15 protein-coding genes and 1 tRNA gene are annotated in these 17,899 nt (G+C 38.2%); 13 read left to right on the top strand and 3 right to left on the bottom strand.

Going from position 1 to position 17,899, the window contains the following annotated elements; all coding sequences use genetic code 11:
• Positions 1-53: 53 nt before the first annotated feature.
• The 4 genes from pheT (at position 54) to AC0KSB_RS05980 (ending at position 5,390) form a co-directional block, all read left to right on the top strand.
• Entirely contained in the window at positions 54-2,477 is a 2,424-nt protein-coding gene (pheT, locus tag AC0KSB_RS05995) for a phenylalanine--tRNA ligase subunit beta (RefSeq protein WP_472307301.1), read from the top strand.
• Between the two features lie 312 nt (positions 2,478-2,789).
• The gene (locus AC0KSB_RS05990; protein WP_472307300.1) at positions 2,790-3,572 is read left to right on the top strand and encodes a transporter substrate-binding domain-containing protein; all 783 of its coding nucleotides are present in this window, start codon (positions 2,790-2,792) and stop codon (positions 3,570-3,572) included.
• A gap of 464 nt (positions 3,573-4,036) precedes the next feature.
• Positions 4,037-4,675: an amino acid ABC transporter permease gene (locus AC0KSB_RS05985; RefSeq protein ID WP_472307328.1), complete on the top strand. Its 639-nt coding sequence runs from the start codon at positions 4,037-4,039 to the stop codon at positions 4,673-4,675.
• Positions 4,662-5,390: an amino acid ABC transporter ATP-binding protein gene (locus AC0KSB_RS05980; protein WP_472307299.1), complete on the top strand. Its 729-nt coding sequence runs from the start codon at positions 4,662-4,664 to the stop codon at positions 5,388-5,390. Before AC0KSB_RS05985 ends, AC0KSB_RS05980 begins: the two co-directional genes overlap by 14 nt.
• Before the next feature lie 522 nt (positions 5,391-5,912).
• On the opposite strand, the gene AC0KSB_RS05975 is transcribed toward AC0KSB_RS05980, so the two are convergent.
• Both AC0KSB_RS05975 and AC0KSB_RS05970 read right to left on the bottom strand, forming a co-directional pair.
• Positions 5,913-6,473 (bottom strand): transposase, encoded by a 561-nt coding sequence (locus tag AC0KSB_RS05975; RefSeq protein WP_472307298.1) that lies wholly within the window; start codon positions 6,471-6,473, stop codon positions 5,913-5,915.
• A 303-nt stretch (positions 6,474-6,776) separates the two neighbouring features.
• Positions 6,777-6,971 carry a hypothetical protein gene (locus AC0KSB_RS05970; protein ID WP_472307297.1) on the bottom strand — a complete coding sequence of 65 codons (195 nt, stop codon included), beginning with the start codon at positions 6,969-6,971 and terminating at the stop codon, positions 6,777-6,779.
• Between the two features lie 140 nt (positions 6,972-7,111).
• Here AC0KSB_RS05970 and AC0KSB_RS05965 point away from each other — a divergent pair, with 140 nt between their 5' ends.
• The 8 genes from AC0KSB_RS05965 (at position 7,112) to AC0KSB_RS05930 (ending at position 16,979) form a co-directional block, all read left to right on the top strand.
• Positions 7,112-7,414, top strand: a complete 303-nt coding sequence (locus tag AC0KSB_RS05965) for a hypothetical protein (protein WP_472307296.1) — start codon at positions 7,112-7,114, stop codon at positions 7,412-7,414.
• 22 nt (positions 7,415-7,436) lie between these two features.
• Positions 7,437-9,092, top strand: coding sequence for a DUF5702 domain-containing protein (locus tag AC0KSB_RS05960; protein ID WP_472307295.1), 1,656 nt, complete (start codon positions 7,437-7,439; stop codon positions 9,090-9,092).
• A complete protein-coding gene (locus tag AC0KSB_RS05955; RefSeq protein WP_472307294.1) occupies positions 9,064-10,089 on the top strand; it encodes an endonuclease toxin domain-containing protein in 1,026 nt (341 codons plus the stop codon). The genes AC0KSB_RS05960 and AC0KSB_RS05955 overlap by 29 nt, the downstream gene beginning before the upstream one ends.
• Positions 10,090-10,201: 112 nt before the next feature.
• Positions 10,202-10,498: a YerC/YecD family TrpR-related protein gene (locus AC0KSB_RS05950; RefSeq protein ID WP_472307293.1), complete on the top strand. Its 297-nt coding sequence runs from the start codon at positions 10,202-10,204 to the stop codon at positions 10,496-10,498.
• A 118-nt stretch (positions 10,499-10,616) separates the two neighbouring features.
• Positions 10,617-13,472, top strand: a complete 2,856-nt coding sequence (gene secA, locus AC0KSB_RS05945; RefSeq protein ID WP_472307292.1) for a preprotein translocase subunit SecA — start codon at positions 10,617-10,619, stop codon at positions 13,470-13,472.
• Between the two features lie 31 nt (positions 13,473-13,503).
• Positions 13,504-14,331 (top strand): purine-nucleoside phosphorylase, encoded by an 828-nt coding sequence (locus AC0KSB_RS05940; protein WP_472307291.1) that lies wholly within the window; start codon positions 13,504-13,506, stop codon positions 14,329-14,331.
• Positions 14,332-14,360: 29 nt separating this feature from the next.
• Entirely contained in the window at positions 14,361-15,620 is a 1,260-nt protein-coding gene (locus tag AC0KSB_RS05935; RefSeq protein ID WP_472307290.1) for an adenosylhomocysteinase, read from the top strand.
• Between the two features lie 18 nt (positions 15,621-15,638).
• Positions 15,639-16,979, top strand: coding sequence for an amidohydrolase family protein (locus AC0KSB_RS05930; RefSeq protein WP_472307289.1), 1,341 nt, complete (start codon positions 15,639-15,641; stop codon positions 16,977-16,979).
• Between the two features lie 141 nt (positions 16,980-17,120).
• On the opposite strand, the gene AC0KSB_RS05925 is transcribed toward AC0KSB_RS05930, so the two are convergent.
• A tRNA-Thr gene (locus AC0KSB_RS05925) sits at positions 17,121-17,195 on the bottom strand.
• A 248-nt stretch (positions 17,196-17,443) separates the two neighbouring features.
• Here AC0KSB_RS05925 and AC0KSB_RS05920 point away from each other — a divergent pair.
• On the top strand, positions 17,444-17,701 hold the full coding sequence (locus tag AC0KSB_RS05920) for a hypothetical protein (RefSeq protein WP_472307288.1): 258 nt from the start codon (positions 17,444-17,446) through the stop codon (positions 17,699-17,701).
• The last annotated feature ends 198 nt before the right edge of the window (positions 17,702-17,899 follow it).

Below are 17,899 nucleotides of genomic sequence, written 5' to 3'. Positions count from 1 at the left end.
TATCATACAATCAGATTTTTTAAAAATTTATAAATGCGACTGGAGGACTATATATGAAAGTATCAGTTGAGTGGTTAAAGGATTTTACCCCGCTTGATAAACCTATAAAAGAAATATGCGACGCAATGACAATTTCCGGCTCAAAGGTGGAAGGTTATGAAGTTCAAGGGGAAGAAATAACAAATGTTGTGACCGGTAGGATAGAATCGATAGACAAGCATCCTGATGCCGACAAACTTGTGATTTGTCAGGTTAATACCGGCAATGAGAAAATTCAGATTGTAACAGGAGCTGATAATATTTCAGTAGGCGATTGCGTGCCTGTGGCTTTAGCCGGTTCTACACTGGCTGGTGGTTTAAAAATCAAAAAGGGTAAGCTGCGTGGTCAAATATCTGAAGGGATGCTTTGCTCGATCGAAGAGCTTGGATATACAACTGCTGATTTCCCTGATGCTGCAGAAGATGGAATTTATATTTTGCCGGCGAATACAGCTCTGGGACAAGATATCAAAGAGGTTTTATCCATATGTGATACAGTCATAGAATTTGAAATTACTTCAAACCGCGTTGATTGTTTTGCTGTAGAAGGACTTGGCAGAGAAGCGGCTGTTACTTTTGGTTTGCCTTTTACTGCAAAAGAGCCTGAGGTAAAAGCTCTTTCTGATAATAAATCTGCTGATCTGGCGACAATAGAGATTGCTGCACCTGATTTATGCTATCGTTATTGTGGCAGAGTCGTAGAAGACGTTAGGGTTGGCGATTCTCCTGAGTGGATACGCCGCCGCTTGCGCAGTGCAGGTGTAAGGCCAATCAATAATATGGTTGATATAACTAATTATGTAATGCTCGAATTGGGGCAGCCTATGCATGCTTTTGATCTAAAAGATCTTCATGATCAGAAAATTATTGTCCGACGTGCTGTCGAGGGTGAAACAATGATTACTCTGGATAGTGTCGAAAGAGAACTTGATCCTTCGATGCTGGTAATAGCAGATGGCTCCAGAGCAGTTGCATTGGCAGGTGTTATGGGTGCTGAAAATTCAGAAATACAGCAAAATACCAGCACGGTATTACTAGAATCTGCTACCTTTAATCCTTTAGCTGTTCGCCTGGCTGCAAAAAAAGTAGGTCTGCGTACCGAAGCCTCTTCCAGATTTGAAAAAGGACTGGATATTAATCAGGCAGCACGTGCTCTGGATCGTGCTTGTGAATTAATAGAAGAGCTTGGTTGTGGAAAGGTCTGCCAAGGCACGATTGATGTATGGCCTGTGAAAAAAGAACCTGTAATACTGGATATGACAGCTGACTATATTAATCGCTTTTTAGGAACAGATATCTCTGCTCAAGAAATGAGCAGAATGTTGACTTCTCTTGGTTGCGAAATTGCAGATGGTCAGGATCAATCTATAAAAGTTACAGTTCCCAGTTATAGACCAGACTTGGAGAGTATAGCTGATCTGGCGGAAGAAATAGCACGTTTATATGATTACAATAATATTGAACCTACTTTGCTTTCTGGTAAACAGACTACATTGGGCGGACGCAATCAAAACCAGAAGATTATCGAAAAAATCAAGGATCTGATGATAGGAAGAGGCTATTATGAAGCTCTCACATATTCTTTTGAAAGCCCTAAGCAGCTTGATAAATTGATGCTTCCTTCAGATCATCCTTTGCGTCAAAGTGTTAGAATAACTAATCCTTTGGGCGAAGATTTTTCCTGTATGAGAACTTCAATGGCTCCAGCTCTTTTACAAGCTGCAGCAGGAAATAAAAACAGATCTGTAGGATGTGCCGACCTGTTTGAAATAGCATATACATATCATCCCAAGGCATTACCGTTAACTGAGCTGCCTATCGAAACACCTCATTTAGCTGCAATTAGTTATAATGAAAATGCCAAAGAAAAAGCAGATACTTTTTATCAGGTCAAAGGCATGCTGGAAACTTTGCTTTCGCACTTAGGCATTGACCTTGCTGAGTTAAAAGTAATAAGATCCGAAGAAAAGCCATGGCTTCATCCGGGGCAAAGCGCTGATATTCTAATTGCCGGCAAAAATACAGGCTGGCTGGGAACCGTGCACCCGGATACAGCAGAAGCTTTTGAAGCACCAGAAGGGTGTGTGCTTCTAGACCTTGACCTTAACGTTCTTATGCCTATGGTTAATAATAAACGCATATTTAAATCAATGCCCAAATTCCCAGCTGTAGATAGGGATCTTGCATTGATTTGTGATCAGAATCTGTTGGTCGATGAATTAAAAACAATAATCAGAGAAAATGGCAGCAAGTTACTTGAATCAGTAGATCTTTTTGACGTGTATCAAGGCAAACAGGTCGGTGAAGGTAAAAAATCTGTTGCCTATAATTTGAAATTCCGCTCTGCAGATAAAACCTTAAGTGAAAGCGACATCGCACCGGCAATGAAAAAAATACTTAAAGCGCTGGCAGAAAAAGATATAAGCCTAAGGGAATAATTTGCAGTTCAAGCTGAAATATTTTGTTAAAAAAGCAATTTCAGGGTTTTGTTCCTGCAAAACCTTGAAATTATGCTGATTCTGATGTATAAATAGTCAGTAATCATTAATAATTCTAGTCATTGTTTGACTGAAGATCTGGCAGACGTATATGACGTATATATTGATTGTTGGTTAATTAATTGTTTCTTGATTGATGTACGTTTCTGCACGATGGCGGCAAGCTAATAGCTTGTGATTATTTGATGGATTGTTATGAATTGCAAAATAAGAATTACGAACTTGTTTAAGACAAAAAGGATGGGTGAAAAGATGAAGAAGTTTACCAGAATTATTGCAGTTTTGTGTTTAGTTGCTTTCACAATTGCTATGGCAGCATGCTCTGCAAAAGAAGTTGAAATTGGCGGTCTTGAAGATTTAGAAGGTAAAGTCATAGGTGTGCAGCTTGGTACAACAGGTGATACTTTGACAGATGATATTGATACCAAAAAAGTTGAACGTTACAATGCTTATGTTGATGCAATAACATCATTGAAGCAAAAGAAAATTGATGCAATCATCATGGATAATGACACAGCAACAGCTTATGTGGCACAAAATGATGATCTTATGATCCTTGATGTTGGTTTTGAGCCAGAACAGTACGCTGTAGCCGTACAAAAAGGCGATAGTGAATTAAAGGCAGTTGTAGACAAAGTAATTGCAGAGATGAAAGCCGATGGTTCTTTAGAAGCATCTCTCGAAGCACATAAGGATGAGACCGGTACTGCTCCAGACATGAATGAAGGTGCTCCTAATGGTAAATTGGTTATGGGTACTGAAGCAGGTTTCCCACCATATGAATATCTCAGCGGTAATGCTGTAATTGGTACAGATATAGATCTTATGGCAAGAGTCGCAAAAGAGCTGGATATGGAATTAGTTGTTGAGAATATGCTTTTTGACGGACTTATAGCAGCATTGCAACAAGGCAAAATTGATGCAATAGCCGCAGGTATGACAATCAATGAAGAACGTCAGGTAAATGTTGACTTTTCTGCACCATATGTTGATGCCTCACAGGTTGTTGTTATTCGTAAAGCAAGCTTGAAATAAGACTTAAGTTAAGCTACAAGACGTAAGCTGACAATAAGACTTAAGTTAAGCTACAAGACGTAGGCTAGCAATAAGACTTATGTTCAACGATAAAACGTAGGTTAGTAATATGACGCAAGTTGACCGATAAAGTTTAGGCTGGCAATATTATGAGTAAAAAAATTGACTGAAAAGATTGAAAAACGACTGTCCTGCCCCGGCGGGGCAGCCGATTTTTTTGAAAGTGGGAGCATATTATGGCAAAACCAGAAAAGAAAAATAATGCCACAAAAAGTATATGTACAGATACTTTACCAATTGCCAAACCGTTCTGGCGCAGACATATTTACGATTTCCTGATTGCCGGTATATTTGCGATTTTTGCTTTGATGGTAGCTTTTCAACCTCAATTGGGTATTGAAGCCCCATTTTTAATTCAGTTGAGGACTAATTTTATCAATAATTTTATTGTTGATAATCGTTACATGTGGCTTGTATCTGGTTTGGGAACAACTTTAATAATAACCGTATTTGCTACTTTGCTTGGTCTGACATTAGGTTTGACCTTGGCTATAATCAAGGTTCTTGACTATAACGGCAAAAGAATTTTCTTTTTGACACGTCTGGCTGAGTATTATTTAACTGTCGTTCGTGGCACTCCGGTTGTTGTACAGCTGATGATAATATACTATGTAATATTTGGTTCGTTTAACGCAAGTAAGATATTGGTTGCAGTACTAGCTTTCGGTATTAACAGCGGTGCTTATGTGGCTGAGATAATCAGAGCTGGTATTCTTGCTGTTGACCGAGGACAGATGGAAGCCGGTAGATCCCTAGGTTTGACATACGGCGTAACAATGCAAAAAATTATTTTGCCACAAGCATTTAAAAATGTTTTACCAGCACTTTTTAACGAATTGATAACCCTGCTTAAAGAAACTGCTGTAGCAGGTTATATTGCAGTAGCTGATCTAGCCAGAGCAGGTGATATGATCAGGTCGAGAACTTTTGATGCTTTACTGCCATTACTGGTAGTCGCTGCAATTTATCTGTGCCTTGTCTTAGGACTAACCAATATTATGGGTAAAGTAGAACGGAGGCTGCGACGAAGTGATAACCGTTAATAAATTATGTAAAAGTTTCGGCGAATTATCTGTATTGAAAGAAATTGATATACATATTACAGTCGGTGAAAAGATAGTAATAGTAGGCCCATCAGGCTCCGGCAAAAGTACTTTCCTTCGCTGCCTTAATCTGCTTGATTTACCATCTGCAGGCGAAATTATAGTTGATGATGAAGAAATTACCGATAAAAAGTGTAATATAAATAAAGTCAGACAAAAAATGGGCATGGTTTTCCAGCATTTTAATCTTTTCCCACACTTAACTGTGATGGAAAATATAATGCTGGCTCCTGTTCAATTAAAGATCATGTCCGAAAAAGAAGCAGAAAAGAAAGCGTACGAACTTCTTGATAGAGTAGGACTTCGCGAAAAAGCAAATGAATATCCAATAAAACTTTCAGGCGGACAAAAACAGCGTATAGCCATTGCCAGAGCATTAGCAATGAATCCAGAAATAATGCTATTTGACGAACCTACCTCAGCTCTTGACCCAGAAATGATAGGTGAAGTTCTTGATGTAATGAAAGAACTAGCTGAAGAAGGCATGACTATGGTTGTCGTAACACATGAAATGGGCTTCGCCCGTAAAGTCGCAAGTCGTGTGCTTTTCATGGATGAAGGCCGTATTGTAGAAGAAGGACCGCCAGATGAACTTTTCGGCAACCCACAAAACGCCAGAACAAAAGAATTTCTATCAAAAGTCCTCGCGCATTGATGGTAACAATGGGTTACGCACCTATGGGGAGAGTTCGCACCTATGTGTGGGGACGGGGTTTGCCAGCCGCCGCCCAAGCTTAAGGAGTTGCGCACCTATGTGTGGGGACACCCTAAAAGTCAAGTTTAAATGCTCGAAACGACTGGCATTAAATAGTTACAGCCTTTACGAAAAAAAAGAATGTGTGGCATCAGGTGCCACACATCGATTATGATAAAATCCCTGACTATGACTGCCTTGCAGTCAGAATCAGGGATTATCCTTATATGTGTGTCTGACACTTGTGTCAGACACGGATTTCACGATATTAGCCCAAACCTACTGTGAATAGGGCTTTTTAGTCTCATTTTCTCATATGTGTGTCTGACCCTTGCTTTTCCAGGCGATTTTCCAGGCGTTTTTCCAGGTAATTTTCCAGAGATTTTACCAGATAGTTTGCGCAATCTATTTGCCCGCTCCACTCCTTTTGTCTGGTTTTGTCTGAAAATGCTAGTAATTGTCGAATAATAGGTGCTGAATTTCTTAGATATAATTACTCATATTTTCATTTGTACATATAAAATTTATGTAATTTTGTTTCGCTTTTTTTTCGTCAGAATTGATGATTTTTAGAAGCGTTTTTAAATCTGCGAAAGATTTTTGATTTGATATTATATCTGTATGTGTGCTCCATTTATAATGGGAGGGTTTGCTGACTATTTTAGCCTTTACCGGATTATACACAAGATAATTTATTGTTACTAAAAGATGTTTTTTGCCTGTTATTTTACTGGCAGAAAATCTTGCACCAAAATTAGAGCCTTTCTTATTATATCTGGCATTATAATACCTGCTGTATCTATAATTTATGCAACTAATAATTTTGCTTAAATTAATTTTTTGCATTTTGATGATTAAATGATAATGATTATCCATAATAGTATAAAATAAAAGAGTAAAAGGATATTTTTCTTTCACATTTTCTAATATTTCAAAAAAATTTGCTTTGTCAAATTGTTCTTCAAAAATATATGATTTATTGATACCTCTTTGAACAATGTGATATATCTCTCCTGATTGGAATGATCTGGGTTCTCTTGGCATAATCATCACCGACCTTTCTGAAATATAATAGCAAGTAAATTCAACTCAAAAAATAATGATAATTCGACAAAATTCGACTTTTTCTGTCAAAATAATGTGGGGACACCAGGTGCCACACATCGATTATGATAAAATCCCTGACTATGACTGCCTTGCAGTCAGAATCAGGGATTATCCTCATATGTGTGTCTGACACTTGTGTCAGACACGGATTTCACGATATTAGCCTAGACCTACTGTAAATAGGGCTTTTTAGCTTCAACTTCTCATATGTGTGTCTGACACTTGTGTCAGACACGGATTTCACGATATTAGCCCAGACCTACTGTGAATAGGGCTTTTTAGTCTCATTTTCTCATATGTGTGTCTGACACTTGCTTTTCCAGGCGATTTTCCAGGCGATTTTCCAGGCGTTTTTCCAGGTAATTTTCCAGAGATTTTCCAGGCGATTTTCCAGGCGTTTTTCCAGAGATTTTCCCAGATAGTTTGCGCAATCATTTTGCCCGCTCCACTCCTTTTGTCTGGTTTTGTCTGAAAATGCTAGTAATTGTCGAATAATAGGTGCTGAATTTCACTAAAAATGTATTTACAATTTAGGTTGTATTCAGTATTAACAAAGAATGCTAGGAGGGGATCCTATGGCTTTTTCACTTGAGGCAGCATTGGTAGTTCCTGCTTGCTTGATAGTTTATGTTGGTGGTTTATCGCTTGCTTTTCCCTCATATTTAAGGGTAAAAGATACTTCAGTTATTGTGGCAAAAGCTGTCTATTCTTCTTTGTCAGATCATAGTTTGTACGATTCAGGATTAATTATGCACGATCAAAAATATGGTGTTAGGGTTAGTTCTTCTCCTAAGAAAATGATTGATGCTTTTCTACTTTTAAAGGATATTTATACTCCTTTAAGCGGGTTGGTTGATTGGAGTGAATATGTTGAGTGATTTCCAGCGAAGAGCAGGTGCTATGAGTTTGTTTTTTTGCTTGGTTATAGGCAGTAGCGTTACTTTGCTCTTGCTATGTTTGCAGGCTGCTCATATTAGAGCTGGAGAGGTTAATGTAGTTCGGGCTATGAAGTCATCAATGGAAGCTTCGCTTGCATCATATGATAAAGATCTACTAAAATATTTCGGCATTTGGGGAGTTGAATCTAAAAATTTTTCGAACGAGGCTTTTTATGATGTTTTACCTGACTGGCAAAAAGATGCTGCTTTGATTATGTCTCCTGTCTTAAATTCTTTTTCAGAAGACTGTCTAAAATACCAAATATCTTCTCATATGCAGCTTCGTGCACCTGTTGGGTGGCTTGAAGAGCTTTTTCTTCAGTTAAAGAATCTTAAAACACCAATTCCTAATCAAGATTTTGTTCAAACAAATAAAAATGTATCTGATCTGCATTTGAGTTCAGAATTAGAGATTTCGCTTGTGCCATATTCTAGGCTCCCATTAGAGATTTCGCTTGTGCCATATTCTAGGCTCCCATTAGAGATTTCGCTTGTGCCATATTCTAGGCTCCCATTAGAGATTTCGCTTGTGCCACATTCTATGCAACCGTTAGAGCTGTCATCTGCGCCATATTCTATGATTCCGCTGGATTTTCCCTATGATTTTGACGATGTTATGGATTTCCAGTCAAAATTATCTGAGTACATGATTAAGTATTTACCACAAAATCTTACTATGCAGGCTATTCGTAGTTGTCTTGAGTGGGCTGTTTCACCTTTGCTTGATCCTCTTGAAGAAGCTGTTACCGGCTTAGTTAAAAAGAAGATAGATGAAATGATTGAAAACTGTTTACCTGTTTATCCTGCTGATTTTGGTTTTTCTTCTGATGGCTTTGATGTCGGAGATGATACGGAAACTGTTGTACCGGTATTTTATGATCCTGAAATGATTCAAAAAATGTCTGATATGGTTGATGTTCTTTTGACACCGGCGGATAATTTTCTTTGGCAGAAGCTTTTATTGTCGGAATACTGTCTTTATTATTTTCCTTCGCAAGTAGTAAGTGATAATTCAAATTTCACTTTTCCGCATATTGATAATAGCTCTGCTGATAATAGCTCTGATTCTACAGTTGTGTCTGTCAACAGGGAAAATGAAATAGAGATTATTTTGACTGGTGAAAGTGATCCGAAGAAGGCTGCTGATAGAGTTAGAGGAAATCTTATTATGGTTAGGTCGGTAATAAGAATTTTAGAAGTTATTGCTGATCAGAATAAACTGCAGTCATATCGTCCGCTTGCACAGACTTTTTCTGCGCTTATAACTGCTGCAAGTGCAGGTTCCGTTTATATTGATGCGGAATGGATTGTATGGTTATTGGCTGTTGCCGATGCTGTGCAAATGGCTGTTTCTGATACTGATGTTTTGATAAACGGAGGGCAGATTCCTCTTTGGACTTATTCTGAGCAGGAGTTTATTAAGTTTTCCTATAATGATTATTTGCGACTTTTTTTGTTGCTGAAAACTGAAGAGGAGATTTTGAGAAATATAGAATTTGTAATTATTAATAATTTGCCTGGTAATTACATTTTTGCCATCAGAACAGATGTTGTTTGGAACAAGAAGCTGTATAGTCTGGAGGCCTCGTATGATGATTTTTCGGATTGGTATTATTAAGTCGAGAAGAGGCGGTATTGCACTAGAAGCTGCAATTATTGTAACGATATTTGTTTTATTGATATATTTTATGCTTAATACAATTTTAGTAAAGCAGATGGAAGTTGCGATTGCGGGTGCCTTAGAAAATACTGCTGCTGAGATAGCCTTGCTTGTTCCTTTGATTGATGCTGTAATAGATCATCAAGATATTGTAAATGAAGAGTTTTTATATGATGGTTTTGTAGATGATAGTTTTTTTACTGAAATTTTTACAAATGGAGATAATTTTTTTGAAGAAATTTTGAAGCAGGCAACCCTCGACCTTGCTTCTTCTTTAGTTTTTGGAAATTTTATAGAGGCTAGAAGCAGGTTTTGGCTTGAAGAGTCGGCAGCGGGACAGAATTTATCGTTAAATTTAATGTCTGGCAGTCAATTAAGGCTTGATTGGAGAGAAAGTAGTAATCAACTTATTTTGGTAAATATTGTACACTTCAGAACTTTATTTGGTATTGTGGAGAGAGAAATAATTGCCGCTGTGCCTTTATGGGTAGGCAAATCCAGATTTGCTGCAGAAGATTTTGATACAGATAAGGATAGTGTCTGGCTTTTAGATAATTTTAGCAGAGGAAGGGCTTTGAGGGAGTATTATGGCGGCAATTTACCTTTTAATTATCCTGTGATAGCAGCTTTTAACGTTTCAGAGGCGATTTCAATAAAAAGTATGGATTTAACTGCTCCTTCTTACCAGAATTATGATCAGATTATAAAAACAATTAGTGTTAATATTAAAGATTTGGCTGGTTTTTCCGGTCATCAAAGTGCTAGTGAAAACTATCCTGATATTTATCCTGAAGACATACTATCGAGAAAATTATTATTGATAATTCCTGAAAATAGTCCTGATTCATTCTGGCAAAGCGCAAAATCCGATCTTGATGCTATTGCTGCTTCATATGGTGTGATTCTGGAAATAAAAAAACATGGTAAAAGTTATAAATATCAGAATAACGAATGATTCAGTCAAACTTGTATCTTAGAACTTTATGAGTTATCATTTTAAGGTGTTGAACAGGTTTTATCTGCGCGACTTTTCTTTGCTAAAAATCAGCAATTTTGAGGTGATAGATGTGAATGGTAAAATAAGAGACGATAGTACTGACATGCTTTTAAAAGGTATTCTCAGTCTGAAAGATATTGAAGAGTGTTATGCTTTTTTTGAGGATATTTGTACAATTGCTGAGTTAAAGTCGCTTGCTCAAAGATTGCAGGTTGCACGTATGCTGAGAAATAAAAAAACGTATACTGATATTTGTGAATCTACCGGAGTTAGTACTGCTACAATCAGTAGGGTTAACCGTTGTCTTGAATATGGTGCAGATGGGTATAAGATTGTTTTGGATAGACTTGAGGGAAATGATCAATAAATGCGACATAATAAATGTTTAAGAACAAATATGACAGAATAAATATACAAAAATTATAGAAATCATGACAAAATAAATATGACAAAAATATTGACAATACTGGAAAGGAATCTGATTGATGAGCATAATTGAGAAAATATTTGGAACGCATTCTGATCGTGAAATTAAAAGGCTGATGCCTCTGGTCAGAAAGATTGAAGAACTTGCCTCTAAGTATGAGGTGATGAGTGAGGAAGAACTGCAGGCTGTTACACCTTTGTTGAAAGAAAGATTGAATGCAGGCGAGACGCTGGATGATATTTTGCCTGATGCTTTCGCTGCGATAAGGGAAGCTGCTAAACGTGTACTGGGTATGTACCATTATGAAGTACAGTTGATCGGTGGTATTGTTTTACATCAGGGTAGAATTGCCGAGATGAAAACGGGTGAGGGTAAAACCTTGGTTGCTACACTGCCTGTTTATCTTAATGCTCTTACCGGTAAAGGTGTTCATGTCGTTACCGTTAATGATTACCTTGCTTCTCGTGATAGTGAATGGATGGGTAAAGTATACCGCTATATGGGTCTTTCAGTTGGTCTTATAGTGCATGGGATAAATAATGAGCAGCGTCGTGCTGCTTATGCTGCGGATATTACATATGGAACAAATAATGAGTTTGGTTTTGATTATTTGAGAGATAATATGGTTACCTACCTCAAAAACCGGGTTCAAAGAGATTTGAATTTTGCCATCGTCGATGAGGTTGATAGTATCTTGATCGATGAAGCCAGAACTCCGTTGATTATTTCAGGAATGGGTGAAGAATCTTCCGATTTGTATGATAAGGCAGACCGTCTTGTTAGAAGATTTAAACCTTTTGTTATGTCAGAGACCGATGATAAAGTTGATCAGGAAGAGCTTGTTGGTGATGCGGATTATATTGTTGATGAAAAAGCTAAATCTGCTGTTTTGACAAAAAATGGTGTAGAAAAGGCAGAGTCTTATTTTGGTATTGAGAATTTGTCTGATCAGGAAAATTATCAGATAAATCATCATGTTAACAATGCGCTGAAGGCTCATGGTACAATGCAGCGTGATGCTGACTATGTTGTTAAAGATGGTGAAGTTATCATCGTTGACGATTTTACCGGACGTTTAATGATCGGTAGAAGATATAGTAATGGTTTACATCAGGCTATTGAGGCAAAAGAAAATGTTAAGGTTGAGCGTGAAAATAAAACTCTTGCAACGATAACTTTTCAAAACTATTTCCGTATGTACGGCAAATTGTCTGGTATGACAGGTACTGCTCTTACCGAGGAAAACGAATTCAGGGCAATTTATTCTCTTGATGTTGTTTGTATTCCGACAAACCGTCCTATGGTGCGTGAGGATATGCCAGATGCAGTTTTTAAAACTCAAAATGGCAAATACACTGCTTTGCTTAGAGAGGTTAAAGAGGCTCATGAACAGGGTCAGCCTTTGCTTATTGGTACTGTTTCTGTTGAAAGATCAGAGTATATTTCTTCTTTATTTAAAAAGAATGGCATACCGCATAATGTTTTGAATGCAAAACAGCATGACCGTGAGGCTGAGATTGTTGCTCAGGCTGGTAGATTTGGTGCTGTTACTATTGCTACTAATATGGCTGGTCGTGGTACGGATATTTTGCTTGGTGGTAATCCTGAGTTTTTGAGTAAGCAGGAGATGCGTAAGCAGGGTATTCAGGAAGAGTACATAGAAGCCTCGACAACTCTAAATGATACGGAAGATCCTTTGATTATAGGGGCAAGAAAACAGTACAGAGAAATTTTTGAAAAGATACAGGTAAAAACACAGGCAGAACGGGAAAAAGTTGTTGCTGCCGGAGGTTTGTATATTATTGGCACGGAGCGACATGAATCAAGGCGTATTGATAATCAGCTGCGTGGTCGTTCCGGTCGTCAGGGTGATCCTGGACGAAGCAGATTCTATCTGTCGCTGGAAGATGATCTGATGAGACTTTTTGGCGGCGAGAGAATGACCAGGGTTTTTGGTGCGCTTGGCGTTGATGAGGATGTAGAAATACAGCACAAAATGTTGTCTAATGCCATAGAAACAGCTCAGAAAAGAGTTGAAGGCAGGAACTTTAGCATTCGTAAACATGTTCTTGAATATGATGATGTAATGAATAAGCAACGTGAGATTATTTATGGGCAGCGTAAACAGGTTCTGGAAGGCAATGATCTGCATACTAATTTCAGAAAAATGATTGAAGAGTCCATGAGAGAAACTATGCTTGATTTTTGCGCAGGTCTGTCAAATTCTTCTGAATGGGATGTTGTTGCTCTGGAAGCAAAAATCAGAGATGTTTTTGGGGATATTCCAGGATTATCAGAGTTTGCAAAAGCTAAAGAAGGGCTTGACGCTGAGGAAATAAATGAATTGCTCACCAAACAGGCTTTGGAAAAATACGAGCAAAGAGAGCAGGAGATTGGATCGGTTGAACTGATGCGTGAGGCTGAACGAGTAATCTTGCTTAGAACTGTTGATAGCCACTGGATGGATCATATTGATATGATGGATGACTTGCGCGACAGTATTGGTATGCGTGGTTATGCTCAACATGATCCTGTTATTGAATATAAAAAAGAAGGTTTTACTATGTTTGAGGCTATGAATGCCGCAATCAGAGAAGATTCTGTCAGGTTGATTATGAGAGCGAGATTTAATACAGAGCAAGCCATGCAGCGTCAATCTGTTGCCAGAAATATAACGGAAGGCCATGGTGGCAGTGGATTTAGTGGTCAGGCAGATCCTGCTGTTCAGGCGAGAGCGGCAGCGGCAGCATCTGCAGCTGGTGCAAAGGCAAGAGGCAGAGGTGCACAAGCTGGTGAGGCAAAACAACAAGTGCCGCAAAAACGTGATGCAAATAAAGTTGGTAGAAATGAACCATGCCCTTGTGGAAGTGGCAAAAAATATAAAAATTGCTGTGGTAAGGCTGGCGAAGTGTAATTTTACTATTTAATTTATCAAGGAGTTTTTCATGAATATAGAAAATTATAATAATAGAATAATGGCAGCAGCCGATAAAATATCTTCAGTTTTTAATCAGCCGATTGATTGGCTTTTGATTTTAGGATCAGGGCTGGGGGCATTGGCTGATAAGGTTGATAATCCTGTAGTTTTACCATATGAAGATATACCAGGATTTCCCCAATCGACCGTTCCCGGTCATGCGGGCAAATTTGTTTTTGGTAAATGGGGGAAACATACTGTAGCTATCATGCAGGGTCGTTTTCACTATTATGAGGGACATAATATTGAAGATGTAGTATTACCTATCAGAGTAATGCAAAGCATAGGTGTGAAAAATTTATTATTGACCAATGCTGCCGGTGGTATGGGGGATGGCATGAAACCAGGTGATCTTATGCTAATAAGCGATCACATCGGGTTTTGGGCTGAATCACCACTTAGAGGTCCAAATTTGGAAAATTTTGGTTTGCGTTTTATAGATCAGTCGCAGGTATATAACAAAGATTTTGGTGACATCATAATTAAAGCTGCAAAAGCTCTTGGTATAAAGATTCATCAAGGGGTTTATGCTTATTGCAAAGGCCCACAGTTTGAAACTCCTGCCGAAATAAGAATGTTGAAAATGTTGGGAGCATCTGCTGCTGGTATGTCTACTGTGCCGGAAGCTATAGCTGCAACACATGGTGGCATGAAGGTAGCAGCAATTTCTTGTATAACAAATTTTGCCGCAGGTTTGAGTGATCAGCCGCTTAGTCATGACGAGGTTATGGAAACAGGAGCCAGAGTTGCCGATTCAACAATCAGGCTTTTGACAGCTTTTCTGTCTGAAGTTTAACTTTTTGAAAATTAAAGGAGATAGTAATAATGAATTATGATGTAAAGGATATATCTTTAGCCGAATCAGGTCATAAGAAAATCAAGTGGGCTGCCGCAAATATGCCGGTGCTCAGCAGGATTGCAGGTGAATTTGAGAAGACAAAGCCATTTGAAGGTTTACGTATATCAGTCAGTGTACATGTAGAAGCTAAAACAGCTTATTTGGCACAGGTTTTACGTGCAGGCGGTGCAAGAGTGGCACTTACAGGCTGTAATCCACTGTCAACGCAAGATGATGTTGCTGCTGCCTTGGCAAGTGAAGGTATGGAAGTGTTCTGTATACATGCTGCTGATTCTGAAACTTATGTGCGTCATTTAAGACAAGCTCTTGCATTCAAACCTCATATTGTAATTGACGATGGTGGTGATTTTGCCCAGTTGTTACATACAACTGATATTGATTTGCTTTCTGATCTTATCGGAGGTTGTGAGGAAACAACAACTGGTGTTAAGCGCTTGAAAATTCTTGAAAAGACAGGTCAGTTGAAATACCCTGTAATTGCTGTCAACGATGCCAGATGCAAACATCTTTTTGATAACAGATTCGGAACCGGCCAGTCAGTTTGGGCAGCTATAATGTCAACTACAAATCTTCTTGTTGCAGGGAAAACCGTTGTAGTTAACGGTTTTGGTATGTGTGGACAAGGCGTTGCACTTAGAGCTGCGGGGATGGGAGCCAGAGTAATTGTTACAGAAATCGATCCGGTAAAAGCTTGTGAAGCTTTAATGGAAGGCTATGATGTAATGAGAATGGATGAGGCGGCTTCTTTGGGTGATGTTTTTGTCACGGTAACAGGCTGCAATGATGTAATTACTAAAAAGCATTTTAAGGATATGAAAGATGGAGCAATTTTGTGCAATGCCGGACATTTTGATGTAGAAATTAATATTCCTCAATTAGCAGAAATGGCAGTAGAAAGAAAATCTGTCAGAGATAATATTGAGTCATTTATTATGGCTGATGGCCGTAGCATCAATATACTTGCCCAAGGCCGTTTGGTTAATCTGGCAGCAGGTGATGGACATCCTGCTGAAATAATGGATATGAGCTTTGCTTTGCAGGCAAGATCTGCACAGTATATTGCAGAAAATGGCAAAGGTATGGAAGCTAAGGTATATGATTTGCCAGCGGTAATTGATGATTCAGTTGCTATGACTTTATTAATGCATAAGAAAAAAGGTCTTGATGTTCTTACTCCACAACAGCAATATTATATTGATAATTGGGATTTAAGTGAAATGGAATGATTTTTGAGAGGTTTTAAAATGACTGTAAACAAACCTAATGTTTTATTTGATTGTATAACTTTGGTTACTCCATTACCTGATGAATCAAAAAAAGGTAGAGCCATTGAAATCATACAAGATGCCTATGTTTGTGTGGCTAATGGCTTAATCAGTTATGTCGGTAAAGATAGAGAAAAAGCAGTCCAGACTTTTACCGGAGCAGAATATCAGATATATAATGGTAAAAACAAAATAATCTGGCCTTCAATGGCAAATATTCATGGTCATATACCGATGACTTTGCTGCGCAATCAGACTGATGACCACAATTTGCATGACTGGTTGTTTAACGTCATTTTCCCAAGAGAAGCTAAGCTTTCATATGATCATGTATATCATGGCACTATGATCGGCTTGGCGGAGATGATCAAAAATGGTACTGGTGCGGCGGCAGACATGTATTATTACAGCGACGCAGTTGCCAGGGCTGCAGTTGAAGCCGGCTTTAGACTAAATGTATGTCGTGATGGCAAGCAAGAAGGAAAAGATGGTAAACAGCATGTCCAGATAGATGATATATCAACTTTTAAGCAAAATTGGGAATCTAAATATGATGATTTAATTAAAACATCTTTATTGGTTCATTCTGTATATTTATACGAACCGTATTTATACGAAGAACTGGCTGCAGCCGCCAAAGAGCAAAATATTTTTGTTCAGGTTCATGTTTCTGAAACGGAAAAAGAAGTTGAGGATTGCTTGGCGAAATATGGCTGCAGACCTCCGGAGCAGCTCGATAAATTCGGTCTTTTTGATAATCCTTCGATTGCAGCACACTGTGTTCACTTAAATGATGATGATCGTGATCTGCTGGCAAAACGCAAAGTTGTTGTTGCACATAATCCATCAAGCAATTTTAAGCTCGGTAGTGGTTTTGCAGACATTGATGCCATGATAAAAGCCGGTATTAAAGTAGGACTGGGTACAGACGGTGCTGCCAGTAACAACAATCTTAATTTGTATCAGGAAATGAGATTAGCTGCTTTTTTGGCAAAAGGACTGACCAGAGATGCAAGCTGCCTGCCTGCACGTGATTTGATCAGAATGGCTACATATAATGGTATGCAAGGACTTGGGTTTGCCAATACCGGTTGTATATTATCAGGCTGGACTGCAGATTTACAGATTGTGGATGCTGACAGGCCTGCTATGTGCCCACTTGGTGATGCCGATGCGGCATTAGTTTATAGCAGTGAAGGTAATTTTGTCGAATCTCTGATGGTTGACGGCTGCTGGCTTATGGAAAAAAGAGAGCTGAAAACCATAGATGAGGAAAAGGCGATGTTTGAAGCTGTTAGATATTCAAAAACTTTGATTTAATAGATTTAAAATCAAAGTTTTTTATATAGATGAATTAAATAATGGATAGGTCATTTGAGTTTAAACTTTTCCAGCGTTTGCTGCTTATATAGGCAATAAAAAACCTCGTAACTGTCTTAATTCAACAATTACAAGGTTATTTGGAGCCGCTGGTGAGAATTGAACTCACGACCTATTCATTACGAGTGAATTGCTCTACCCCTGAGCCACAGCGGCAATAAACCACGAGAAGAATGATAGCAAATCAGAAGGCATGTTGTCAATTTTTCTTCCAAATCGATTTGGTTATTTTTGTGCCATTCGTGCCTTGAATTATATATAGGAGAGGTTATAATTAACTTAGTTGCAAGAAGTACAAATGTTTGGAAAATGTATTATTTTTATTATCAGGATTCATAATTTGCTCTTTTTGCTAAAACCTCGAAAATCACAATATAGAAGACATTATCAGGAGGCGATTTTTTATGAGTATGGCATTTGCGATGAACAATATTGATGTGCAGGCCTTTATCAGGGCACTGGATAAGTGTAAAGGTGGAGTTTATTTGGTAACTCCGGAGAATGACCGTTTTAATCTTAAGAGCAAATTAAGTCAGTTGACAGGTATTATCAGCCTGATTGAAGGTGGACGTTTAGTAGATGCTAAAATAGTCTGTGACGATCCTGAAGATGAGTCTTTGCTTTTCCGCTTAAATCTTTTTGGAGATCAGAAGGATTCATAAAGATTAAACATTAAAACAATTAAATATTTGAAATATGATTTTAGGAGTCTGTCTTGAAGTTCAAAGCTTCAAGAAGGCTCCTTTTTCGGCGTGCTATGCATGGGTAAAAGACATTGATCAATTTCACATTGCTAAAATAGTTGAGCTTATATCTTTATGATGTTATATTTAACTTTGAATATCGGGTAAAAAATATTT

The sequence above is a fragment of the Ercella succinigenes genome (genome assembly GCF_900002895.1).
Note: the sequence above shows the minus strand (reverse complement) of the source record. Positions and strands in the feature narration are given on the sequence as shown.

What these genes read in the sequence shown, in the direction of transcription:
- pheT (WP_472307301.1), top strand. Translation starts at nt 54, where the DNA reads ATGAAAGTATCAGTTGAGTGGTTAAAGGATTTTACCCCGCTTGATAAA.
- AC0KSB_RS05990 (WP_472307300.1), top strand. Translation starts at nt 2,790, where the DNA reads ATGAAGAAGTTTACCAGAATTATTGCAGTTTTGTGTTTAGTTGCTTTC.
- AC0KSB_RS05985 (WP_472307328.1), top strand. Translation starts at nt 4,037, where the DNA reads ATGTGGCTTGTATCTGGTTTGGGAACAACTTTAATAATAACCGTATTT.
- AC0KSB_RS05975 (WP_472307298.1), bottom strand. Translation starts at nt 6,473, where the DNA reads ATGCCAAGAGAACCCAGATCATTCCAATCAGGAGAGATATATCACATT.
- AC0KSB_RS05970 (WP_472307297.1), bottom strand. Translation starts at nt 6,971, where the DNA reads ATGATTGCGCAAACTATCTGGGAAAATCTCTGGAAAAACGCCTGGAAA.
- AC0KSB_RS05965 (WP_472307296.1), top strand. Translation starts at nt 7,112, where the DNA reads ATGGCTTTTTCACTTGAGGCAGCATTGGTAGTTCCTGCTTGCTTGATA.
- AC0KSB_RS05960 (WP_472307295.1), top strand. Translation starts at nt 7,437, where the DNA reads ATGAGTTTGTTTTTTTGCTTGGTTATAGGCAGTAGCGTTACTTTGCTC.
- AC0KSB_RS05955 (WP_472307294.1), top strand. Translation starts at nt 9,064, where the DNA reads ATGATGATTTTTCGGATTGGTATTATTAAGTCGAGAAGAGGCGGTATT.
- secA (WP_472307292.1), top strand. Translation starts at nt 10,617, where the DNA reads ATGAGCATAATTGAGAAAATATTTGGAACGCATTCTGATCGTGAAATT.
- AC0KSB_RS05940 (WP_472307291.1), top strand. Translation starts at nt 13,504, where the DNA reads ATGAATATAGAAAATTATAATAATAGAATAATGGCAGCAGCCGATAAA.
- AC0KSB_RS05935 (WP_472307290.1), top strand. Translation starts at nt 14,361, where the DNA reads ATGAATTATGATGTAAAGGATATATCTTTAGCCGAATCAGGTCATAAG.
- AC0KSB_RS05930 (WP_472307289.1), top strand. Translation starts at nt 15,639, where the DNA reads ATGACTGTAAACAAACCTAATGTTTTATTTGATTGTATAACTTTGGTT.
- AC0KSB_RS05920 (WP_472307288.1), top strand. Translation starts at nt 17,444, where the DNA reads ATGAGTATGGCATTTGCGATGAACAATATTGATGTGCAGGCCTTTATC.